General features: G+C 65.5%; 25 protein-coding genes. 16 read left to right on the top strand and 9 right to left on the bottom strand.

Annotated elements, in window-relative coordinates; genetic code table 11:
- Positions 1-186: 186 nt before the first annotated feature.
- Together AB0L82_RS31580 and AB0L82_RS31575 are read right to left on the bottom strand one after the other, a co-directional pair.
- Positions 187-864, bottom strand: a complete 678-nt coding sequence (locus tag AB0L82_RS31580; RefSeq protein ID WP_364644461.1) for a hypothetical protein — start codon at positions 862-864, stop codon at positions 187-189.
- Between the two features lie 173 nt (positions 865-1,037).
- Positions 1,038-1,919 (bottom strand): hypothetical protein, encoded by an 882-nt coding sequence (locus AB0L82_RS31575; protein WP_364644458.1) that lies wholly within the window; start codon positions 1,917-1,919, stop codon positions 1,038-1,040.
- 466 nt (positions 1,920-2,385) lie between these two features.
- On the opposite strand from AB0L82_RS31575, the gene AB0L82_RS31570 reads away from it, so the two are divergent.
- The 5 genes from AB0L82_RS31570 to AB0L82_RS31550 are packed head-to-tail and all read left to right on the top strand — an operon-like array spanning position 2,386 to position 4,821.
- Positions 2,386-2,901, top strand: a complete 516-nt coding sequence (locus tag AB0L82_RS31570) for a methylated-DNA--[protein]-cysteine S-methyltransferase (protein ID WP_364644455.1) — start codon at positions 2,386-2,388, stop codon at positions 2,899-2,901.
- Positions 2,898-3,395, top strand: a complete 498-nt coding sequence (locus AB0L82_RS31565; RefSeq protein WP_364645163.1) for an RNA polymerase sigma factor — start codon at positions 2,898-2,900, stop codon at positions 3,393-3,395. The genes AB0L82_RS31570 and AB0L82_RS31565 overlap by 4 nt, the downstream gene beginning before the upstream one ends.
- Positions 3,392-4,009, top strand: a complete 618-nt coding sequence (locus tag AB0L82_RS31560) for a methylated-DNA--[protein]-cysteine S-methyltransferase (protein ID WP_364644451.1) — start codon at positions 3,392-3,394, stop codon at positions 4,007-4,009. Before AB0L82_RS31565 ends, AB0L82_RS31560 begins: the two co-directional genes overlap by 4 nt.
- Positions 4,010-4,033: 24 nt before the next feature.
- Positions 4,034-4,306, top strand: a complete 273-nt coding sequence (locus tag AB0L82_RS31555; RefSeq protein WP_364644448.1) for an Ada metal-binding domain-containing protein — start codon at positions 4,034-4,036, stop codon at positions 4,304-4,306.
- Complete coding sequence (locus AB0L82_RS31550; protein ID WP_364644445.1) at positions 4,303-4,821, top strand: hypothetical protein; 519 nt, start codon at positions 4,303-4,305, stop codon at positions 4,819-4,821. The genes AB0L82_RS31555 and AB0L82_RS31550 overlap by 4 nt, the downstream gene beginning before the upstream one ends.
- Before the next feature lie 80 nt (positions 4,822-4,901).
- Here the strand turns inward: AB0L82_RS31550 and AB0L82_RS31545 are convergent, their stop codons facing one another.
- The gene (locus tag AB0L82_RS31545) at positions 4,902-5,786 is read right to left on the bottom strand and encodes an SDR family oxidoreductase (protein WP_364644442.1); all 885 of its coding nucleotides are present in this window, start codon (positions 5,784-5,786) and stop codon (positions 4,902-4,904) included.
- A gap of 264 nt (positions 5,787-6,050) precedes the next feature.
- Here AB0L82_RS31545 and AB0L82_RS31540 point away from each other — a divergent pair, with 264 nt between their 5' ends.
- From AB0L82_RS31540 to AB0L82_RS31530, 3 genes are all read left to right on the top strand, one after another.
- Positions 6,051-7,577 (top strand): alpha/beta hydrolase, encoded by a 1,527-nt coding sequence (locus AB0L82_RS31540; RefSeq protein ID WP_364644439.1) that lies wholly within the window; start codon positions 6,051-6,053, stop codon positions 7,575-7,577.
- A gap of 143 nt (positions 7,578-7,720) precedes the next feature.
- Positions 7,721-8,071 carry a DUF732 domain-containing protein gene (locus AB0L82_RS31535; protein ID WP_364644436.1) on the top strand — a complete coding sequence of 117 codons (351 nt, stop codon included), beginning with the start codon at positions 7,721-7,723 and terminating at the stop codon, positions 8,069-8,071.
- Positions 8,072-8,134: 63 nt separating this feature from the next.
- Positions 8,135-8,707, top strand: a complete 573-nt coding sequence (locus AB0L82_RS31530) for a helix-turn-helix domain-containing protein (RefSeq protein ID WP_364644433.1) — start codon at positions 8,135-8,137, stop codon at positions 8,705-8,707.
- 35 nt (positions 8,708-8,742) lie between these two features.
- On the opposite strand, the gene AB0L82_RS31525 is transcribed toward AB0L82_RS31530, so the two are convergent.
- Positions 8,743-8,946: a hypothetical protein gene (locus AB0L82_RS31525; RefSeq protein WP_364644430.1), complete on the bottom strand. Its 204-nt coding sequence runs from the start codon at positions 8,944-8,946 to the stop codon at positions 8,743-8,745.
- Positions 8,947-8,986: 40 nt separating this feature from the next.
- On the opposite strand from AB0L82_RS31525, the gene AB0L82_RS31520 reads away from it, so the two are divergent.
- Positions 8,987-9,880 carry an alpha/beta hydrolase gene (locus AB0L82_RS31520; protein ID WP_364644427.1) on the top strand — a complete coding sequence of 298 codons (894 nt, stop codon included), beginning with the start codon at positions 8,987-8,989 and terminating at the stop codon, positions 9,878-9,880.
- Positions 9,881-9,910: 30 nt separating this feature from the next.
- Positions 9,911-10,687: a MerR family transcriptional regulator gene (locus AB0L82_RS31515; RefSeq protein WP_364644424.1), complete on the top strand. Its 777-nt coding sequence runs from the start codon at positions 9,911-9,913 to the stop codon at positions 10,685-10,687.
- 10 nt (positions 10,688-10,697) lie between these two features.
- Here AB0L82_RS31515 and AB0L82_RS31510 read toward each other — a convergent pair whose 3' ends face one another.
- On the bottom strand, positions 10,698-11,150 hold the full coding sequence (locus tag AB0L82_RS31510) for a MarR family transcriptional regulator (protein WP_364644421.1): 453 nt from the start codon (positions 11,148-11,150) through the stop codon (positions 10,698-10,700).
- Positions 11,151-11,213: 63 nt separating this feature from the next.
- Between AB0L82_RS31510 and AB0L82_RS31505 the strand changes: the two genes are divergently transcribed.
- The 4 genes from AB0L82_RS31505 (at position 11,214) to AB0L82_RS31490 (ending at position 13,667) form a co-directional block, all read left to right on the top strand.
- On the top strand, positions 11,214-11,582 hold the full coding sequence (locus tag AB0L82_RS31505) for a VOC family protein (RefSeq protein WP_364644418.1): 369 nt from the start codon (positions 11,214-11,216) through the stop codon (positions 11,580-11,582).
- Between the two features lie 84 nt (positions 11,583-11,666).
- On the top strand, positions 11,667-11,936 hold the full coding sequence (locus tag AB0L82_RS31500; protein WP_364644415.1) for a hypothetical protein: 270 nt from the start codon (positions 11,667-11,669) through the stop codon (positions 11,934-11,936).
- 254 nt (positions 11,937-12,190) lie between these two features.
- The gene (locus AB0L82_RS31495; RefSeq protein WP_364644412.1) at positions 12,191-13,027 is read left to right on the top strand and encodes a PP2C family protein-serine/threonine phosphatase; all 837 of its coding nucleotides are present in this window, start codon (positions 12,191-12,193) and stop codon (positions 13,025-13,027) included.
- Between the two features lie 58 nt (positions 13,028-13,085).
- Positions 13,086-13,667, top strand: coding sequence for a hypothetical protein (locus AB0L82_RS31490; protein ID WP_364644410.1), 582 nt, complete (start codon positions 13,086-13,088; stop codon positions 13,665-13,667).
- A 5-nt stretch (positions 13,668-13,672) separates the two neighbouring features.
- On the opposite strand, the gene AB0L82_RS31485 is transcribed toward AB0L82_RS31490, so the two are convergent.
- A complete protein-coding gene (locus AB0L82_RS31485) occupies positions 13,673-14,386 on the bottom strand; it encodes a PAS and ANTAR domain-containing protein (protein ID WP_364644407.1) in 714 nt (237 codons plus the stop codon).
- A 100-nt stretch (positions 14,387-14,486) separates the two neighbouring features.
- A complete protein-coding gene (locus AB0L82_RS31480; RefSeq protein WP_364644404.1) occupies positions 14,487-14,903 on the bottom strand; it encodes a lipopolysaccharide assembly protein LapA domain-containing protein in 417 nt (138 codons plus the stop codon).
- A gap of 180 nt (positions 14,904-15,083) precedes the next feature.
- Here AB0L82_RS31480 and AB0L82_RS31475 point away from each other — a divergent pair, with 180 nt between their 5' ends.
- Both AB0L82_RS31475 and AB0L82_RS31470 read left to right on the top strand, forming a co-directional pair.
- Positions 15,084-15,830: a pirin family protein gene (locus AB0L82_RS31475; protein ID WP_364644401.1), complete on the top strand. Its 747-nt coding sequence runs from the start codon at positions 15,084-15,086 to the stop codon at positions 15,828-15,830.
- A 73-nt stretch (positions 15,831-15,903) separates the two neighbouring features.
- Positions 15,904-16,290 carry an STAS domain-containing protein gene (locus AB0L82_RS31470; protein WP_364644398.1) on the top strand — a complete coding sequence of 129 codons (387 nt, stop codon included), beginning with the start codon at positions 15,904-15,906 and terminating at the stop codon, positions 16,288-16,290.
- A gap of 13 nt (positions 16,291-16,303) precedes the next feature.
- Here AB0L82_RS31470 and AB0L82_RS31465 read toward each other — a convergent pair whose 3' ends face one another.
- The gene (locus AB0L82_RS31465) at positions 16,304-16,762 is read right to left on the bottom strand and encodes an ATP-binding protein (RefSeq protein ID WP_364644395.1); all 459 of its coding nucleotides are present in this window, start codon (positions 16,760-16,762) and stop codon (positions 16,304-16,306) included.
- 204 nt (positions 16,763-16,966) lie between these two features.
- Positions 16,967-19,039, bottom strand: coding sequence for a CocE/NonD family hydrolase (locus AB0L82_RS31460; RefSeq protein WP_364644392.1), 2,073 nt, complete (start codon positions 19,037-19,039; stop codon positions 16,967-16,969).
- Between the last annotated feature and the right edge of the window lies 1 nt (position 19,040).

Below are 19,040 nucleotides of genomic sequence, written 5' to 3'. Positions count from 1 at the left end.
CACATGCGAATTTGCTATTACCCCGTCCGAAGCGGCATCAGACCAATGACAACGGGAACCATCATTACCGCGACGGCCGAGGACCAGGACGACTTCCGCTATGCGCCGGGCCCATTCGAACTGGGCACCGGTGACCAAGAGCACGGTGAATGACTCGAGCGGGTGGCCACCGAACTCGGGACTCCGCTACGCCTCGGCGAGCTGAACCAGGCCCTTGGGGTCCCAGGGCAACGGGCCGGTGGGAAAGCTGAAGCGCAGCATGCGATGTGGGGCGGCGGCCTCGAAATGGAGGGTGAAGGCGGGGAGGATGCCGTGAATCACCTTGTCCAGCAGGCCGTTGATGTGGGCGAAGCTGGGCTTGGCCTTCACCTGCCAGGCGTCGAATCGGCCGGCGGGGATGTCGACGGTGGTGCGCTTTTCGACCTTGATCTCGACCGGCCAGTGGATCGAGTAGGCGAGCCAGAGGCTGATGGTTGCTTTGGCGCCCTTGGTGAAATCGAGTCCTCGGAAGGTTGTCGCACCGCCGAGCAGCGAGGTGAGGGGGCTCGGGAAGGGCTCGACCTTGCCGCCGAATTGTAGATGCGAGGTGCCGACGAAATTGCCCTCCTCCCGGCTGACCACGGTCTCCCCTAGTCTGCTCTCGGCCGAATAGCTGACCGTCGACAGTCGACCGCCGGTGCGATCGAAGACCTGCGCGACCCGCATGCTGAAATCGTCCGGCATCTCCACGGTCAGATCCGTGCGGTAACCCGTCTCGCCCTGATGCTCGACCAGCGCGGTCACCTGATACTCGGCCGGATCATCACCCACCGTCACCACGTATCGGGACAACTCACCATCGGCAATGCCCGGATCACGAAACATGTTGCGCACCTTGATATCCCCTTACAACGCCGGAAAACCGGAAACCCTTCGACCGAGCCATCAGTATCGATGAGCACCGGTGTCTGAGTCACTGTACCGAATGGAGAAATCCCGGGCTCGGGATTGTCTTCGGCGACAGAAGCACTGTGCCCGCGCCGTCGGTGCGTCGTGGCTCAGCGGAAATCGCGCGATTCGGTGTGCAGTGGGATGCGGCGTAGGGTCGTATCCAGCGAGGTTCCGTCGAAATCGCCGGTGAGGTGCAGCCGTGCGTCGGACTGCTGCGTATATCGCAGCGTCCATTCACCAACGTGCAGTACCGCTTCCGCCACGGTCACATCCTGCGCGGTCAGCTCACCGTTCTCGCGGATGAGAACCAGGCGGCGCGACGCAGGGCGGTCATCGATCGCCACCCGTACCCAGCGGAGTCCGTCGCCACGAAACTCGTCCACCGCCCATACGCCGTCGAGAGACGAGAGGCGTTCGGTGTAGCTGTGATAGGTCCGAATGCCGTTGGCCCCCATGAACACAATGACGAGGACCGCAGCCGCTGTGTGAGCGATGTCGCCCGCCAGCCGAATTCGCCGATCGCCGCGGGGCCGAGGTAGCGCCGCCGAGTCCCGATTCCGGAACAGCACATCGATCAGCCGTGACCACCAGGGCATCGACACCACCAACGCCATGCCCAGCATGATCAGTGGCGAGGCGAGCACGGGTACGTGATAGGCGATATTGAACGTGCTCACCTGGATCAGCGCCACCATGCACACCAGCGCGCCGAGCAATACGGTGCGCCGGAAGATCAGCAGCAGCCCGCCGATCACCTCCACCGTGCCCGCGATGACCGTATAGGGCGTCGATGTCGCCATGAACTTCCACAGCATCCCCGAGGGCGAGGATTCACCCAGTGATACCAACATCTCCCCGGGCAGCGTGAAGACAATGAACTGCGTCGGAATGACTTTCACCATCCCGAAGCCAATCATGGCCAGCGACAGCCCAACTCGGATCACCGAGTGCGCCATCTCGGCGGCCGACACCAGCCCCGTTCGATTCACAGCCGCCAATCTAGCGCCGGAATGTGGAGATCCGGTGTGCGTGCTGTGCGATCTCGGAACGCCAGCACACCTGCCACCCTGGCGCGTCTACGTGCTCGGAGTTCGACGAAGCAAACCCATCAGCCGAACCCGCCCGGGCACCGCTGAGAAGCTGGCTGAAGTGACTTTCGCTGGACTCGGCCGCTTCAACGATTCGGCAAGAGCCGCACCGCAAGCCGACGGCAACGCCGCGAAGACCATGGCAACCTCCACAAGTCATGATCCGATTGGCACTGAGCCCTGTGGTCCGGATTCACCGGCAGTGTTCCCACCGCGGTCGTCCGCTAATCGGAGGAACCATGTCCGGTACCGTCTCGCAGCCGCCGGGCGTGGTGCTCCCGCGCACCCGATGAAGGTCTCGAGATCCGATCTCACGTTCTGTGCCCGCCGAACGTCTACAGGGTGAGAACGAGAGAAGGGGATGCGAATGACTACTCGGCACGCGGTGATCGATACCGCCATGCTCGGCCCTGTCACGATCGTGGCGACCGATGAAGCTGTCACCGGAGTGTATTTCCGGCATCACATCCGGCGACCGGCCCAGGAGCTGTTCGGGCCGGAGCTGTCCTTCGCCGATGATCCTGTCCTGGGTGAAGCCGCCGGGCAGCTGTTCGAGTATCTGCTCGGGCAGCGACGTGACTTCGATCTGCCGATGAACCCGTCCGGCAATGACTTCCAGCGGAAGGTGTGGGAGCAGGTCGCCGCGATTGCGTTCGGTGCGACCATCACCTACGGGCAGATCGCCGAACAGCTCGGTGACCGATCCACGGCGTACCTGGTCGGGCAGGCCGTGGGAGCCAATCCGCTGTGTATCTTCATCCCGTGCCACCGGGTGATCGGGGCGAACGGATCGCTGACCGGATACGCGGGCGGGCTGAAGCGCAAGCGCGCGCTGCTCGAGCTCGAGGAGCCGGCGACGGTCAGCGCGGGAAGGCTGTTCTGAGCGTGAAGCCACCGTTCGAGGCGGTAGTGACCGAATACGGGCCCACCGTGCTGCGGGTCTGCCGGGTCGTCCTCGGTGCGCACGATGCCGAGGACGCCTGGTCGGAAACATTTCTGGCCGCGATGCGCGCGTACCCGGACCTTCCGGAGACCGCGAATATCGAAGCGTGGCTGGTGACGATCGCACATCGCAAAGCAATTGACGCGGTCCGCGCTGCAACACGCAACCCACTGCCGGTCGAGCAGATGCCCGAGGAACCGATCGGCAACGGCATCGTCGGAGCCGACGATGCCGGAATCTGGGCAGCCGTGGCAGCGCTGCCGGACAAACAACGCCAAGCCATCGCCTACCACTACGTGGCCGGACTGCCCTACACCGAGATCGCGCAGATCCTCGGCGGCAGCACCGACGCCGCGCGCCGCGCCGCGGCCGACGGTGTGAAGAACCTGCGCAAAACCTATCCGGACGCGACATTGAAAGGAGCGACACGATGAACGAGCTGCACCACGACGATGACGTGCTCGCCGCTCTGTCCGCCTCCGTGGACGAGGACACGATGGGTCGGCTGCACCGACTGCTCGAGCGCAAGGCCGAGCAGGCCGAGCTGATCGACGTCGCCTACACGACCATGGACACCCCGGTCGGGCAATTGCTGTTGGCCGCCACACCGCGGGGCCTGATTCGGGTGGCCTATGCCAGGGAGGGCCACGACGGCGTGCTCGAGACCCTCGCCCACAAGGTCAGCCCTCGGATCCTGCGGGCACCGGGACGCCTCGACGACGCCGTACGTGAGCTCGATGAGTACTTCGCCCGGCGGCGCACGACTTTCGATCTGCCGCTGGATCTTTCGCTCTCGCACGGGTTCCGGCAGATCGTGCAGCGGCATCTGCCCGAGATCGGGTACGGGCAGACCCGCAGCTACGGCGAGGTCGCCCAATTGGTCGGCAACCCCAAGGCGGTGCGGGCGGTCGGCACGGCATGTGCGACCAATCCGCTGCCGGTGGTCGTGCCGTGCCATCGGGTGTTGCGCGCCGATGGCAGCTTGGGCGGATACGTCGGCGGGGCCGAGGCCAAGCATCTGCTGCTGGATCTGGAGACCGCGGCGTGAGCGCCACCGAACCGGCATTCCTCGATGGCGCCTGAACCGCCCCGCACCTACCTGCTGCTCGATGCCACGGGGAATGCCTATCGCTCCGAGACACCGGGACTGTGGGGCGGGCATCGCCGCAGCAGGATCTACGGGCGGCTGGACTGCCGCTCAGCGGTGCGGGCGATCGCGGTCGGACACTACGTGAGGCACCGGGTGTTCTTCGCGGACGAGGCCACAGCGGTCGCGGCGGGCTATCGGCCGTGCGCGATCTGTTGCCCTGACCGCTATCTCATCTGGAAGGAAGGCAACCGATGACAGCCGGGTCCCCAACACCATTGCTGCACAACCTATCCCGCACGGGCCAGGACATCCCCACCGCCACCGACGCCGAGATCGCCGCCATCATCGCGGTGGCTCGCGCGCGGGGTGCGCGAACCCTGACCTTGGGATCGGGACGCACATCCGCCGCGATAGCGACGATGGCCGCGGTCGCGGACCAGTGGGAACGTGGGGGCGGGCGCATCGCCGACCACATCACCTGGCCCGAGACCGCGGCATCATGGTTGCGTCAAGCTCGCCGATTCGCCACCGCCCCAACGGATTTGTGGGTCATGACGGGGCCGCGGCTGGGGTGGGCGCAGATGACTCGGCGGCTCCTGTGGTCGACCATCTGGTCCGCTCGCGACACTATCGTCGCCACCATCGCCGACCCCGCCGCACTGGCACTGGTCGGGACCGCATACCTGGAAGGGCTGACCGGCGTTGACCCCGACGGATCGACCTGGACCGTCACCGATGGCCTGCTACTGCCCGCCACGTCAAACGAATAGGAGAATGGTTGCGCTGCAACCAGTCTCACTCTACGGAGTCGACTGCAATGCGGCGAGTCCAGGTTTCCGTTCTCAGCTGATCACGGCTTAATGTTCTCCAGGTCTTCGAGCAGGCTGGGGTGTTTGGGCTCCCACCCCAGCACCTGCCGGGTATGGGCGCTCGATGACGGCTGATCGGTGGCGAAGATCGCCCCGAGCGGACCGAATGTCTCCTCCGGCACGGACTTTGCCTCGAGCCCGAGCCTGCGGCCGATGACCGCGGCGATATCGCGCACGGCGTCACCCTCATCGGCCACGGCATGCCATACGGTTCCGGCCTGCGCACTCTCCAAAACCAACCGCAACAGCACGGCCGCGTCGAGCGCGTGCACCGCGGGCCAGCGCTGCGCACCATCACCCGGATGACCGGAAACCCCTGTGCGCCTGGCGATATCGGTGAGCATACCCGCGAATCCGCCCTTGCCGTCGTTGTGCACGGTGCGCGGCAACCGCACCGCCGCACTGCGCACACCACGCGCGGACAGCTCCAGAATCGCGTTCACCGAATGACCGCGACCGCCGACAAGCCCTTCGATCGGAGACGGATCGGCCTCGGTGGACGCCCGGCCCGGGACCGCCGGAGTACCCGCGACTGTGACCAGCGGGCGATCGCTGCCGATCAACTCCTCCCCCAACGCCGCCATCGCGGCGCCCTCCTGGGCGACCGCCACCCCGACCGCCTCGGCGCTGCCGAAGGCGGCATGGTCGAACGCCAGGTGAATCACGCCATCGGCGCGAGCGGCACCGGCACGGAGCGTGGACAGGTCCGCCAGATCGCCACGAATCGGCTCCGCACCTGCGGCGGTAAGTGCCGCGGCCGAGGAATCCGAACGCGCGAGCGCGAGGACGGAATGGCCGTTGTCGAGCAGTTCGGCGATGACGGTGGAGCCGATCAGACCGGTGCCACCGGTAATGAAGACGCGCATATCGCTACCTTCGAGAGTGATGGGACTTTGGTCCCATCACTGTAACACCAGTGACGGGACTTTGGTCCCATCACGAGTGTCCCGCATGTATGCCAACCGGTGCCTCCGGCTACTGCCTCCCGGCGTTGCGACTGCGGCGAACGGACTTCGCGTGTTTGTGTGATCGCCGACAGGGCACAGCCAGTGGGTTGAAATAACTGGTCCAAGATCAGCGAGGAGGAACGCAATGGCGTGGGGTATTCGCGGGGCTCGGGGTCGGCGGGCATGAGAGTATCGACGACGGCCGCTTCGGTTTTGGCGCTGGCGATGACACTCGCAGCCTGCTCCGGCACACAGTCGAATTCCGAGCGCCTGCACCGGTTCTATGACCAGAAACTGGTGTTCGCCTCATGCGACGGGTACGCGACCACCGCATCGGACGAGAAGGCTTTCGCCGACCCCCGATTCGAGTGCGGTCGGCTGGAGGTACCGCGTGATTACGCCTACCCGGGCGGGGCCACGATGCGAATAGCGGTGCTGAAGGTGCCCGCGCGGGGCGAGCGCATCGGGTCGCTGCTGCTCAATCCCGGTGGGCCGGGCGGGCCGGGGATGGGCATGGCCGCGGCGGGGGCGACAACGTGGGCGCAGAGCAGGCTCAGCGAGCGATTCGATCTGATCGGCTTCGATCCGCGCGGCGTCGGTGCCTCCAGCCCGTCGGTGCGCTGTTATAGCGATGCCGAAGATGACAGTGGCGCAGCCGTTTTCCCCACCGCCGCCACGGTGGGCCGGTTCACCGAGACGGACACCCGCGCTCTGGTCGACCGCTGCGCGAAGGGCTCCGGAGGCCGAGAAGCGCTCGCCCATCTGGGCACCCGCGATGCGGCACGGGATATGGACATCCTGCGCGCCGCCGTCGGCGACGCCAAGCTGTCCTATTTCGGGCAGAGCTATGGCACGCGCTTGGGCGCGGTGTACGCCGAACTCTTTCCCGATCGAGTACGCGCGATGGTGCTCGACGGCGGAATCGATCCCACCACCGGCACTTCCGAGCGTCGAATCTCGCAGTTCACGAGCTTCCAGCGAGCCTTCGACGCCATGGCCGCCGACTGCGTTACCCGCCCCGACTGTCCCCTGGGCACCGACGCGAGCCAGGCCGTCACGGAATTTCAGCGCATTGTGCGACCGCTGCTGGACCATCCGATTCCCGCGGGAGACAACCGAACCGCGGACTATCCACTCGCGGTAGGGTCCGTGATCGCCGGGCTATATGACTCGGCTGTCTGGCCCGTCATCACCGCCGGCCTCGCCCAGATCCGCACCGGCCGCGGCGACACCCTCCGCAAGATCGGCGATGCCTTCGGCGGCCGCGGCGCCGACGGCCGCTGGCCCAATATCGCCGACGCCAATTACGCGATCAACTGTCTGGACGAGCAGCGCCATTCCCCCGAACAGGAAACCGACCTGCGGCGAGACATCTACCGCGTCGCCCCCTTCCTGGACCCCGGCCGTGGACCGGACGGAGCCCGCGACGGTTGCGAATTCTGGCCCGCCACACCCACTCTCGACTACCCCTATGCGACCGGGATCAAGGGCTTGCCCCCAACTCTCACCATCTCGATCACCGGCGACCCCGCCACCCCATACGAAGGCGGCCTGAAGCTGGCCGCGGCCCTGGGCGGCACCGCGCTCACCGTCGAGGGCAACCAGCACACCGTCGCTTTCGCCGCCACCAGCGCCTGCGTCAACAAGGCGGTCGACGACTACCTCGTCGACCTCCGAAGCCCACCTGCCGACGCGCGCTGCGTTTTGTGAGCGGTGATCGACGACGGACAGCTCACGCCGGTACACCCGACGTCGCCGACACGCCTCCGGACGCGGCAACGAATCACACGTCCGGGCGCGCGGCTGTGTGATGATCCTCAAACGCCGTATCCCACGAGGCAATTCGAGGTGACATGAGCGCACGACCTTGGGCCGCACTGCCGATAGCGATCAGCGTCGTCATCCTGGCCGCGTGCGGCTCGGATACCGAGTCACCTTCTACCAAGGACGTCGCGTTCCTGGCCGCGGTCAAGCACGAGCATGTGCCCACCGAGGACGGCGACATCTTCGCCACCGCGAAAACCGTGTGCCGAGAGATGCGCGAACAGGGGCGCACGGCCGCCGACGAGGTAACAGCGGTCGCCGCCATCCCGGCACCGCCGAACACCGCGTCTCCCCTGTACACCGGCGACGAGGCCCGCAAAATCGTGAACCAGGCCATCACTTTCTACTGCCCCGAATTCAACAGTCAGACCACGAACTGACCACCTCGCCCGTCCCTCAACTCCCCCGACGGTACTGTTGTCCCGTCACCTATCATGGCTGTCATGGCACGATGGGAACCCGGGGCACGTGAGCGGCTCGTGCTGGCCGCGGTGGACCTGTTCACCGAGCAGGGGTACGACGCCACGACGGTCACCCAGATCGCCGAGCGGGCCGGGGTCACCAAGAGCACGTTCTTCCGCCATTTCTCGGATAAACGCGAACTTCTGAGTGCGGGTCAGCAGACGCTGAGCCAACTGCTGACCGAGGGCATCGCCGAAGCGCCCGCCGCCGCGACACCGCTCGAGGCGGTCGCAGCGGGCCTCGAACGCGCTTCCGGCGCAATGGGTCCGATGAATCGCGAACTCGCTCCCCGCCTCGCCGCGGCCATCGCCGCCAATGCCGAACTCCAGGAGCGCGACGCCCTCAAAAGCGTAGGAATGGCAGCGGCGATGACCGAGGCCCTACTCGCCCGCGGCGTGCCGAACCCCACCGCACACCTCGCGGCCGAACTGGGCATCCTCGCGTTCAAATGCGGCTACGCCAACTGGCTCGACGCCAGCCAGGACGCCGAACTCGCCCCGTATACCCTTGCCGCCCTGCGAGATTTGCGGACAGCGAGCCAATCGCTCACCTGATAACCGCTCCAGGACCGAGGTGGCGGTGATCTCGATCAGGTGGTCGGGATATCGAGTGCGGCAACGCCCAGCAGGGTGGCCGGCGAGGTGGCGATGGTCCCGGGTTTCGCTGCCGCGCGTGCGATGCCCGCGGCGAGTTCGCGCATCCTGTCCGGAGGCCAATCCACATCAACGACGCCCGCACTCGCTTCGACGCCGACCCGCGCGAGGCCCCCGCAGGGGCGAACATCCCGACGCATTCTGCCGAGTTGCCGTCAGCTACCCAGGCCGCCTAGTGCCTTGACCCTGACGCAGGGTCAACCCTCCAGCATGGCTGACATGACTGGGAAGCCCATTGCTACGCAACAGTTCACGATCACCCACGGCGACGTATCCATTTCAGCGTCGCGGGGCGGACACGGGCGGCCGCTCGTGCTGTGTCCGGGCTTGACGTCCACGCAAGCCGAACTGCACGAGCTCATTACGCTCTTGCGGCGCGAGTTCGACGTGATGACGTTCGACCTGCGGGGGCACGGTTTGTCCTCGGCCGCAGACCAGTACAGCTTCGATGCCTTCCTCGACGATTTCGGCGCGGTCATGAACAGGATGCGATCGCTCGGTTTGTCCGCGCCGCCGATGCTCGTGGGCCACTCGTACGGCGCGGATCTGATCGTGCACTACGCCAGCGAATTTCCCAGCAGCGCAAGTGAACTCGTGATCATCGACGGGGCGAACCCGCTACCCGCGCCGTTCATCACACCGGCCGACCTGCCGGACCTGCGCACGATGTGGGAGGACTCCACCTCGTCGCGTCAGGCCGGAATGAGCGCCAGGGGGCGGGTGGTGCTGAGCGCACAGGAGATTGTCGACCTCAATCTGGAGCTGGATGCGCTCCGATCCGGGATCGACACCCGGAACAATGTCATCGGTCCGGGGATCCTGGACCGGTATCACGCGATCGAGTGTCCGATCCACCTGATCATGGCGACCTCGATGGCCGGTGACGACGGCGACGCCCGCACCTCGCGGTTCAATCGTCTCTGGCGCGGCGGCGTCGATCGACTGGTGCGCGAGCGTCCCGACATTCCGGTGACATGGCTCGATGCCACGCATGCGCTGGTGATCACGCATGCCTCGGAGATCACCCGGATCATCCGGGCCGCCCAGCACCCCGCCGACCAGGCGAGACCTTGAAATCGATCGTGGATCCGGGAGACTGGTCCGATGCTGACCATCGGCGAGCTGGCGTCCTACGCCGGAGTCACCGTGCGCACGGTCCGGCACTATCACGCCACCGGGCTGCTGCCCGAACCCGTGCGCGACAGCTCCGGTTACCGCCGCTATGACGCGGACAGTGTGGTCGAGCTGATCCGGATCCGGACGCTCGCCGCGGCCGGGGTGCCGTTGGCCCGGGTGCGCGAGCTGCTCCGCGCGGACACGAAGGAGTTCGCCGCGGTGCTCTCAGACCTGGACGAGCAATTGCGCGCGAAAATTCTTACGCTGCAACGGCATCGCGAGCAGATCGCCCGGCTCGAAGCGGGTGACAGTTTGGCGTTGCCCTCGGACGTCGTCGAGTTTCTCGACCGGTTGCGCGCGCTCGGGGTCGACGAACGCGTCATCGAAGTAGAACGTGACGGCTGGATCCCGCTGGCCGCCCATTCGCCCGGGGAAATCCCGGAGTTGATCGCGCGCAAGCGAAACCAGCTCGACCAAGCACCGCTGGCCGACTTCTATCTCGCCCTCAGCCGAGCGCTCGACCTGACCGACGACAGCACCGCGCTGATCGAAGCGGTCGATACCATCGCCGCCTACCTCACTCAACTCGCCGATGAGCACGGCGAGGACTACGTCGCCGGCGACATCGACCCCGCGCTGGCGGAGCTGCTCGACACACTCGCGTTCGACACCGCACCGCCCGCCCGGCGACTGACCGAACTGCTGACCGAACGCGGGTGGAGCGGCTGGACCAAACTCGAACGCGTTCGACCGCAACGTAATTAGAGCGGTCTGGCTATGCGCCGCCGTTGCCATCGCGCAGGGATCCGATCATGCCGCGCAGGATCCGTGATGCGTCCGACCGCTCGGCCTCGGTCATCCCGGCCAGCATTCGGAGTTCGACCGAACGCACCGCGACGGTCGCCTTCTCGAGGTTTCGGCGACCGCGCGCGGTGAGCCGAGTGGGCAGAACCTTGCCGACCGGAGCCGCCGCAGGTCTGGTCACCTCGCCCTCTCGCTCCAGGGTCTGGAGCAGCACATTCATCGTCTGACGGGTGACGAACGCGCCGCGCGCGAGTTCGGAGTTCGACAGGCCCGGCCGTTGCGCCAGCAGCTCGAGGCAGGAGTAGTGCGTCACGCTCATTCCGAGCGGGCGCAGCACCTCTTCCATCGCCACCCGCAGGGCGCTGGACGCCTCCTTCAGCAGATATCCGAGCGAAGTCTCCAGGTCGACGCCATCTTGACTCATGTCAGTATTCTGACATACATTGATTCATGTCAGCTAACTGACACGAATGAAAGGATCATCATCATGCCCGTCACCGGCCCCGACTTCATCTCCCTGCAAGCGCGCGACCTCGACGCTTCCCGGGCGTTCTACGAGCGGTACCTCGGCCTGGTCCGCTCCCCCGCCGGACCGCCGCACTCCGTCGTCTTCGAAACCAAGCCGATCGCGTTCGCCCTGCGCGATCTCGTCCCCGGCACCGACCTGTCATCGGTCGCCCAGCCCGGCATAGGCGCGGCGATCTGGTTGCACGCCAACGACGTTCAGGCCATCCACGACGCGCTCGCCGCCGACGGCCACACCATCGTCTCCGCCCCGATCGACGGCCCCTTCGGCCGCACCTTCACCTTCGCCGACCCCGACGGCTACCAGATCACCCTCCACGACCGGGCCTGAAAGCGGTTGCCCCGGCCCATGTCACACCTACGGACGCTGCGTCGTCTATCCAATGACGTTGTAAGCGAACGAAAGGCACAGGCCATGTCGGCGACACAGGTTATCGAAGATCAGCAGAATGTTGCGGGAGTCACCGAAAGCGTTGCACACCCGCCCAAATGGAAGTTCTGGCTGCTGACCGTCCTGGGCCTCTACCCCATGCTGACGGTGCTGGTGACAGTCACCGGCCCCCTGCTCGAACACCTGCCGACACCCCTGCGCCTGGCCTGCATCGTTCCGGTGGCAGTCGCGGCCATGGTGTGGGGCATCATGCCCTTGTTGACGAGCCGCTTCGCCGGGTGGCTGGCCCGCTGAGGGCGACGGCATGCCACTCAGTCTGCTCGAATACGTCGGTGGCCGAACGGGATAGATTGCGCGCGTCCCCTCTCGACCGGTTGCGCGAACCTGGTCGCTCGGTCGGTTAAGCTCATCGTGCCTCGCGGTCCAACAAACGGCCGTTCGAGAGAGCGGGTGTGCAGTCGAAGGCGCCCTGTCGTTGATCGGAGGCCCGCGATGCTTGCGCGTGCCCGAAAAATCCTCCCCGCCGGCGATATTCATTGGCGGGCCGGGTGACGGACAAGATGCCGGACGCTGCCGCCGATGGGAATCCGCGGCCGCGCCACGAATGGGCTCGGACGCTGACGAGGGCCGTCGAGTGTCTGGTCGACAGAACACGGGAAACCACCCGGCTCGAACGCGGGTTGTTGCCCAGGCCCTTGCTGATGGGTGACGGTGGCATAGAAGTCGAAACGCACTATCGCCCCGGACGCACACACTCACTGCTGGGTGGCGACTTCTATGACATCGTGCAGGAGCCCGACGGTACCGTGCACGCGGTGATCGGAGATGTCGCCGGTCATGGTCCCGATGCCGCCGCCATCGGTATCGCGCTTCGATTGGCTTGGCGCACACTGATTCTCAGCGGTATCACCGGACCACAGCAGGTGCGGATGCTGGAGCGGGTCCTGGTTGCCGAGCGCGTCGACCATCGCACATTCGCCACGCTCACCGCAGTGCGCGCATCATCGCGCGATCGCGTGACGCAGGTGATCCGCGCGGGCCACCCGGGTATGTTGCTGCACTCGCGAACGGACACCGTCTGGCTGGAAGCCGCAGGCGGCCCCGCACTGGGCGTAATGCCCGGACGGGCCACCTGGCCGGTATCCGAGCTGACGGTCCCCGAGGGTGCCGGATTGGTGCTGCTCACCGACGGCCTGTACGAGGGATACACCGGCAACGGACGCGAGCGGTTGGGCGAAGCGGGTCTGCTCACGCTCGCACGCACCGTGACAGCGGTGCGCCCCGGCGGGTTCATAGACGAATTGATCAGGCGTGTCGAGGCTTTGGCGAGCACGTCCGGTGGCCTCGACGACGATATCGCGGTGGTGTACCTGCGCTGGGCGTGAGAATCGACCGCACGACCGCGCTGTGATTGCGTTATCGGCCAGTGGGTATCACCACGACGTGGAGGCGACTGGGCAGGTGGATGATCAGGTGGGCGAAGTCATCGCGACCCGCGCTGTGACCGATGGCGACCGAGCGGTGCTGATCGAAATGGGCAGGCCCGCGCACACCACCCTTGACGGAGGAGGCACGGCGGGCTTCCGCATCGAGGGCTTGGGCGAATTCACGGCCACAGGCAGCGACGGGGTGGCCGCGCTGTACAACGCCTTGCTCGACATCGGCGCAGTCCTGGCGCGGGCCAACGGCAATGGCCATCGATTCACCGTGCTCGACTCCTCCGAGCAGGGATTTCCCGCGGCACCACGCACCGATATGGATTCGGCGCCGACAACTGGTGCGCGCGAGAACGAAGTGATCGCGCTGCGCATCCTGATCACCCGGGTGGGTCCGTGTGCGGTGGAGATCAACAGGCCCACCCGCGCGCCCGGACAGCGCTACTACCTCTGCAGGTTCCGCATCGACGGCAAACCGCACGCGGTCGCGTCCGGCCTCGATGAGATCCAGGCACTGCTCACCGCACTACGCATGATCGGAGCGCGCCTGATGCTGCCCGCCGACTGGCCGCTGACCCGGGCCTCGTAATCGCCTCAGTCGGAGACGCGTTCGTGCAGGGTCAGCAGACGATGGTCGAACCGGGTCCGGAACTGCGGTATCTCGTTGGTGAGCGGACGCAGCTCGGTTACCAACCGGGCGGCCAGGGCGCGCAGCTTGACGTTGGTCTCCTGTGACCGCCATCTGAGCAGCCGGAAGGCTTGATCGGGGGTCAACCCGTAGATCAGCATGAGCGCACCCTTGGCTTGCTCGATCGTTTCCCGGCCCTCGTACATTTCCGGCAGCGCTTCTTCGGGGCTTTCCTGCACGATGTCGGTGATCTCGATGTAGTAGCCGAGAGTCCCGACGATCGCGCCCTCGTCGTCGGCCATCAGGTCCGCCACCGCGATCACTTCATGCTCATACCCGGAGGTGTCGATGATCCGGTGCCTGCTGGAGAACGGCTCACCCTCCTCGATCATCGTGGTGATCGCACCGGCCACACGGTCGCGATCCTCGGGATGCTTATGGGCGAGTAGGAGTTCGGTGGTCGGCTCGACCTCACCGGGCGCGTAGCCGTGCATCGCCGCGACTTCGTCGGACCATTCCCAGCGCTGCTCGGCGAACCAGAAGCGAAAACTGCCGATGGGCTGCGGCGTTCCCACGCCGACCACCGATTCCACGTCGGCGACCTCTTCGGCGGCGGCCGCGCTGACCGGTTGTTCCATCTCGGTCGCGCCCTGAGCGACCGCCGACTCCATCTCCGTCACCGCCCCAGTGTGCACGCATCGGCCGACAAGCGGAAACTCGCGCTATTTCAGGTCGGTGCGCACACGGTCGTGGCGTTCGGCGTAGGTGGGATCAAGCACCTCACGCGGGCGGCACCGGTTGGTTCGCACGCGCGGCGCGCGTAAACGCCTGGCGCAGCTGGATGATTCGCACTCCACCCGCCACAGCCATCACCAGCAGTCCTGCGCAGGCGGCGACCAGGATCGCGACACCGACCGGCATATCGAAATGCCAGCCGAGGAAGCCGAAGCGGAAGCTCTCGGTGTTCTGCACCACGAAGATCAGCAGGACCACCAGGAATACACCGCCTGCGGTCAGGCCCACCCAGACGCTGCCGGCCCTGGTTCGCTTGATTCGTGCGGGCTTGGGCGCGGGTTCTACCGCCGGGGGCGCTGCGGGCGGCGCAGGCGGGGGCGGTGCGTCATGGGTCGGCGGAGTGACCGGCTCACGCTCGAGCCCCTTGGTCGGATACGGCTCGTTCTCACCGGCGGGATACATGGTTGACCTCCATCAACATCGACGCTCGCGTGTCATCCGGCTCACCGTTTCGGGCCGAACCCCTATCACCCGGATACCCGGCTTTTGCCAGGTATCCCCGAATCGGACCCGGGATATTCGGGGAATATCCACCGGCCGCCGCACGCTTGACGGTCAGCGACCCATGGAAGGCGGTTCTCGATGTCGGCACAAACGGCCGTGGTCAAGGTGATTCGCAGCGCGGATCGCCACCACTGGCGCAATGAATGGCTGGACTCGCGGCAATCGTTTCCGGCCACCGGCAATTTCGATCTCGCCGCCAACGCGCACGGTTTGCTCATGGTGCACAACGAAGATTTTGTCGATCCCGGCGAAGGGTTCGACACCCATCAGCACCGCGATACCGAAATCGTCACCTGGGTGCTGGAAGGCAGTGTGGTGCACCAGGATTCGGCGGGGAACTCCGGCATCATCAATCCCGGCCTGGCGCAGCGTATGACAGCGGGGATCGGAATTCTGCATTCGGAGAAGAACAGTGCGGGCCGCTACGAGAAGCCGACCCTGCATGTGGTCCAAATGTGGCTTCCCCCGGACGAATCCGGGCTCACGCCCGGCTATCAAGAGATGGATGTCGCCGGGGAGTTGGCACGCAATTCACTGGTTACCGTCGCTTCCGGGATACGCCGCCATCGCAATGACACCGCCATCACATTGCACAACAAATATGCCGCATTTCACGTCGCACGCCTGGAGCCGGGTTCGACCGTGACGGTTCCGGACGCTCCGTTCGGTCATGTGTTCATCGCGCGCGGACAGGTCGAATTCGAGGGATCGGGCCCGCTGGAACAGGGTGATGCGGTGCGCCTCACGCGAATCGGCGGCCAGTCCATCACCGCCGTCGAACCCAGCGAGGTACTGGTTTGGGAGATGCACGGCGAGTTCGCCTGACTCGCGCCGCAGATCGGCCGATTCGAGCACGAACGGGATTTGCCCGTCGGTGCCAACCCATATAGTGCCCACAATGACGAACCAGGAGCAGGACTCACAAACACCCGACCTCAGCGTCGAGCACCGGATGATCGGCGAGGTCGCCGTGGTGAAGATTCTGGGAGAGGTTGACGGCACCACCGCCGGGCAGCTGGCGGACGCGGTGCAGGCAGGTCTCGACCGGACCCGCGCCAACTACTGCATTCTCGATCTGACCGATGTCGAATTCCTCGGTGGCGCGGGCTTGAAGACGCTGGCGGCGACCAATCTGGAAGCCGAAATCCGCCGCGAACCGCTGCGCATCGTGGTCGATGCCAACCGTCCGGTCATCCGGCCCCTGGAGATCACCGGTCTCGAGTACGTCCTGGAGCTCTATCACACCGTCGAAGAAGCACTCGCCGGCAAAGAGCGGCCACTGTGACGGGCTGAGGAGCCTACGAGTCGTTGCGGGTGTCGGTCTGCTCCGGTTCGAACGCGGTCGACAGCGGGGAGAACCGCGGGCGGTCGAGAGGAAGTTCGGCCCAGACCGTCTTGAACCCCTCGTACTGCAGCACTCCCCAGTCGAGGGCAAGGCGGTCGATGACGATCATGCCCCGGCCACCGGACAGATCGGGCGTGCGTACGCGGGGGTTGCCGGTACCGCTGTCGTCGACCTCGACCCGCAATCGTCCAGGCTGCAATTGGAGGCGGCAGCGGCGGGGCGAGCGGCCGTGTTCCCGGGCGTTGGCGACCATCTCCTCGATGACCAGGACCGCGTCTTCGACGGTGACACCGGTGCTGGGGGCCAGCAACCCCCGCACCGCCTCGCGGACCTGCCAGCCCTGCATTTCCTCGAGGTCGAACTGAGCCAGCCGGCCGCCGTCCTCGGGAACCACCGGTAGGGGTTCGGTCATCGCGTTCACCCTCCACTCGCCAGATCGAGACAGCCCCCGGCTACCCGAGTGCGTGGCAGGGAAACCCGCCAGCCCCACACACTGTAGAACGCTGTGACCGCTCCCCCAAGAAATCCCATACCTGCGAGGTTGCGAAGACGACCGTCCGGTCACTGATGCGACCGACATTTTCGCGATCGCGACGCTGGTCGCGTAAACGATTGGCTACTGCACGGCGGCGGGCGCCAGGGGGATTGTCAGGAAAGACGCGGCGGTGTCATTGCGCTGAATGTCGTAGGAGCTGCCGAGCAGCGCCGGATAGTCCTTGGGGTTCAGGATGTGGGTGGGGAAATCTCCTGTGCCGATCGTGATTTGGAGCCGATGGCCGGGTGCGAAAACATGGAAGGCGGGGCGGATCTTGATGTTGTATTCGGTGTTCTCACCGGGGACCACCGGGAGCAGGGATTCGCGCGTGCCGGGATGGAATGGGCCCTGCGCGCTGCCGTCGGGGGCGCGCCAGGTCCGATTGTCGTCCAGGGCACGGTAATTGCCCGCCAGTTGACCGTCGGTGAGCGCGGTGGCGGTGCCGTCGGGGGCGATGTCCTGGACCGTCACATTGAAGGCCGAGGCCGATTTGTTCGAGATCGCGAACAGGGTGGCTCCGATCGGCCCCGCGAGCAGGGTCGGCTCGGCGAACGCGTCAGTGGTGTAGGTCGGGTTCGTCAGCAGGCCGGGCACGCTGGGATTCGCGGGGAATTGGGCGCAGGGATCATCGATGCCGATCATCGAGGTCAGTAGCTGGAATACGCCGGAGAAGTTCCGGGAGTAGCTGGCATTGCAGATGGTTCCCGCGTTGACCGGGGTGAAATCAACGCGGTCCGAGGCGGCCCCGTCGGTGGGCTTTTCGGGTGAAAGCCGGTTGCCCGCTTGCAGATACAGCCGTTGAGTGGGCGCTTGGCGGACCGGATAGGTCGCGCTCTCGATGACATTGCCGTTGACGTCGATGGCATGCAGTGGAGTCTGCGTTTCGTCGATGCCGTTGTGATCGTTCTTGAGCCAGCGATCGAACCAGGCCAGCTGAATGGCGTGCATATCGATATCGTCGGTGGTGCGCTGACTGCTCGGTTGGATGTGAAACCAAGGGCCGGTGAGCATTTGGAATCGTCCGCTCGATGGCTCGTCCGGCGGCATGGGACCGTCGTGGGGCCGTCCGGCATAGGCGTTCTGCAATCCTGCGAAGGTGCGCGGCGTGCCGTCCTGGAGCAGATCGTATTGGCCGCTGATCAGATAGGTCGGAATATCGTTGGCGGCAATCTGTTTCAGCACATTGTCGATGGCCCGCGATTCCCAATACGGGCTGTTGTAGAGCTTGTCGCCATCCAGGAGGGCGTTGATGATCGAGGGCCAGGTGCCGTCATCGCGCAGGTGGGTGAGAAGGTGGTCGACGAAGACACTCAGCGCTTTGCCGGGCTCCCGATACAGGCCCAGAATCGGATCGATCTGCGGCAGCGCGGTGACCGGGAACGCCAGAATCGAGGTCAGGAACGCGATATTGAGGAATCCGTCATGATCGAGCAGGTCCTGGAACATGTGATTGCCCGGCATAAGTGGAAACAGCGCCTTGATCGGGGACCCCGGCTCCATGACGCCCGCAGTGAGCAACTCGCTCATGCCCAGATAGGACAGGCCCCACAGGCCGATCTCACCGGTTGAATTCGGCAGTGCCGCAGCCCATTGCACGATCCGTGTGGAATCCTCGCGTTCTTGCGGTTGCAGGATGCTCCAGTTCCCGTTCGAGGAGCCGGTACCGCGGATATCGACGATGACGCTGATATAGCCGCGCCTGACGAAGTAGTCGCCGTATCCCGCGGCGTCGGTGAGCTGTTTGGCGACATCGATGACCGAGGGCAGCGCGTTCTGGAGTGCGGGTCCGATCCCGTCGTAGGACAGCAGCCGCAGAAATCCGGCGCTGTCCTTGCCGTAGGCGGTCTGGGTCATGACGATCGGAAACGGCCCGGGCGCAGGGGCTCCCGAGGAGTCGGTCGGGTATCGGACGTCGGCGCGCAGGATCACCCCGTCCGCCATCGGGATCTCGACGTTCTTGTGTTCACCGACGCCGTAGAGCTCCGGACCGGGATTCCAGCCGTCGGGTAATCCGGTGCGGGCGTTGGCCTTCGGAAAAATGACATCCTTCGCGGGAACCGCACTGGCAGGCAGTACGACCGAGAACGCCATGGTGAGCATCAGCGCACCAATAACGCTGGCGCTGCGCAGGATTCGAGTAGTCGTGCGATTCATT

It is taken from the genome of Nocardia sp. NPDC052001, from assembly GCF_040680615.1.
Classification (GTDB): domain Bacteria; phylum Actinomycetota; class Actinomycetes; order Mycobacteriales; family Mycobacteriaceae; genus Nocardia.
Note: the sequence above shows the minus strand (reverse complement) of the source record. Positions and strands in the feature narration are given on the sequence as shown.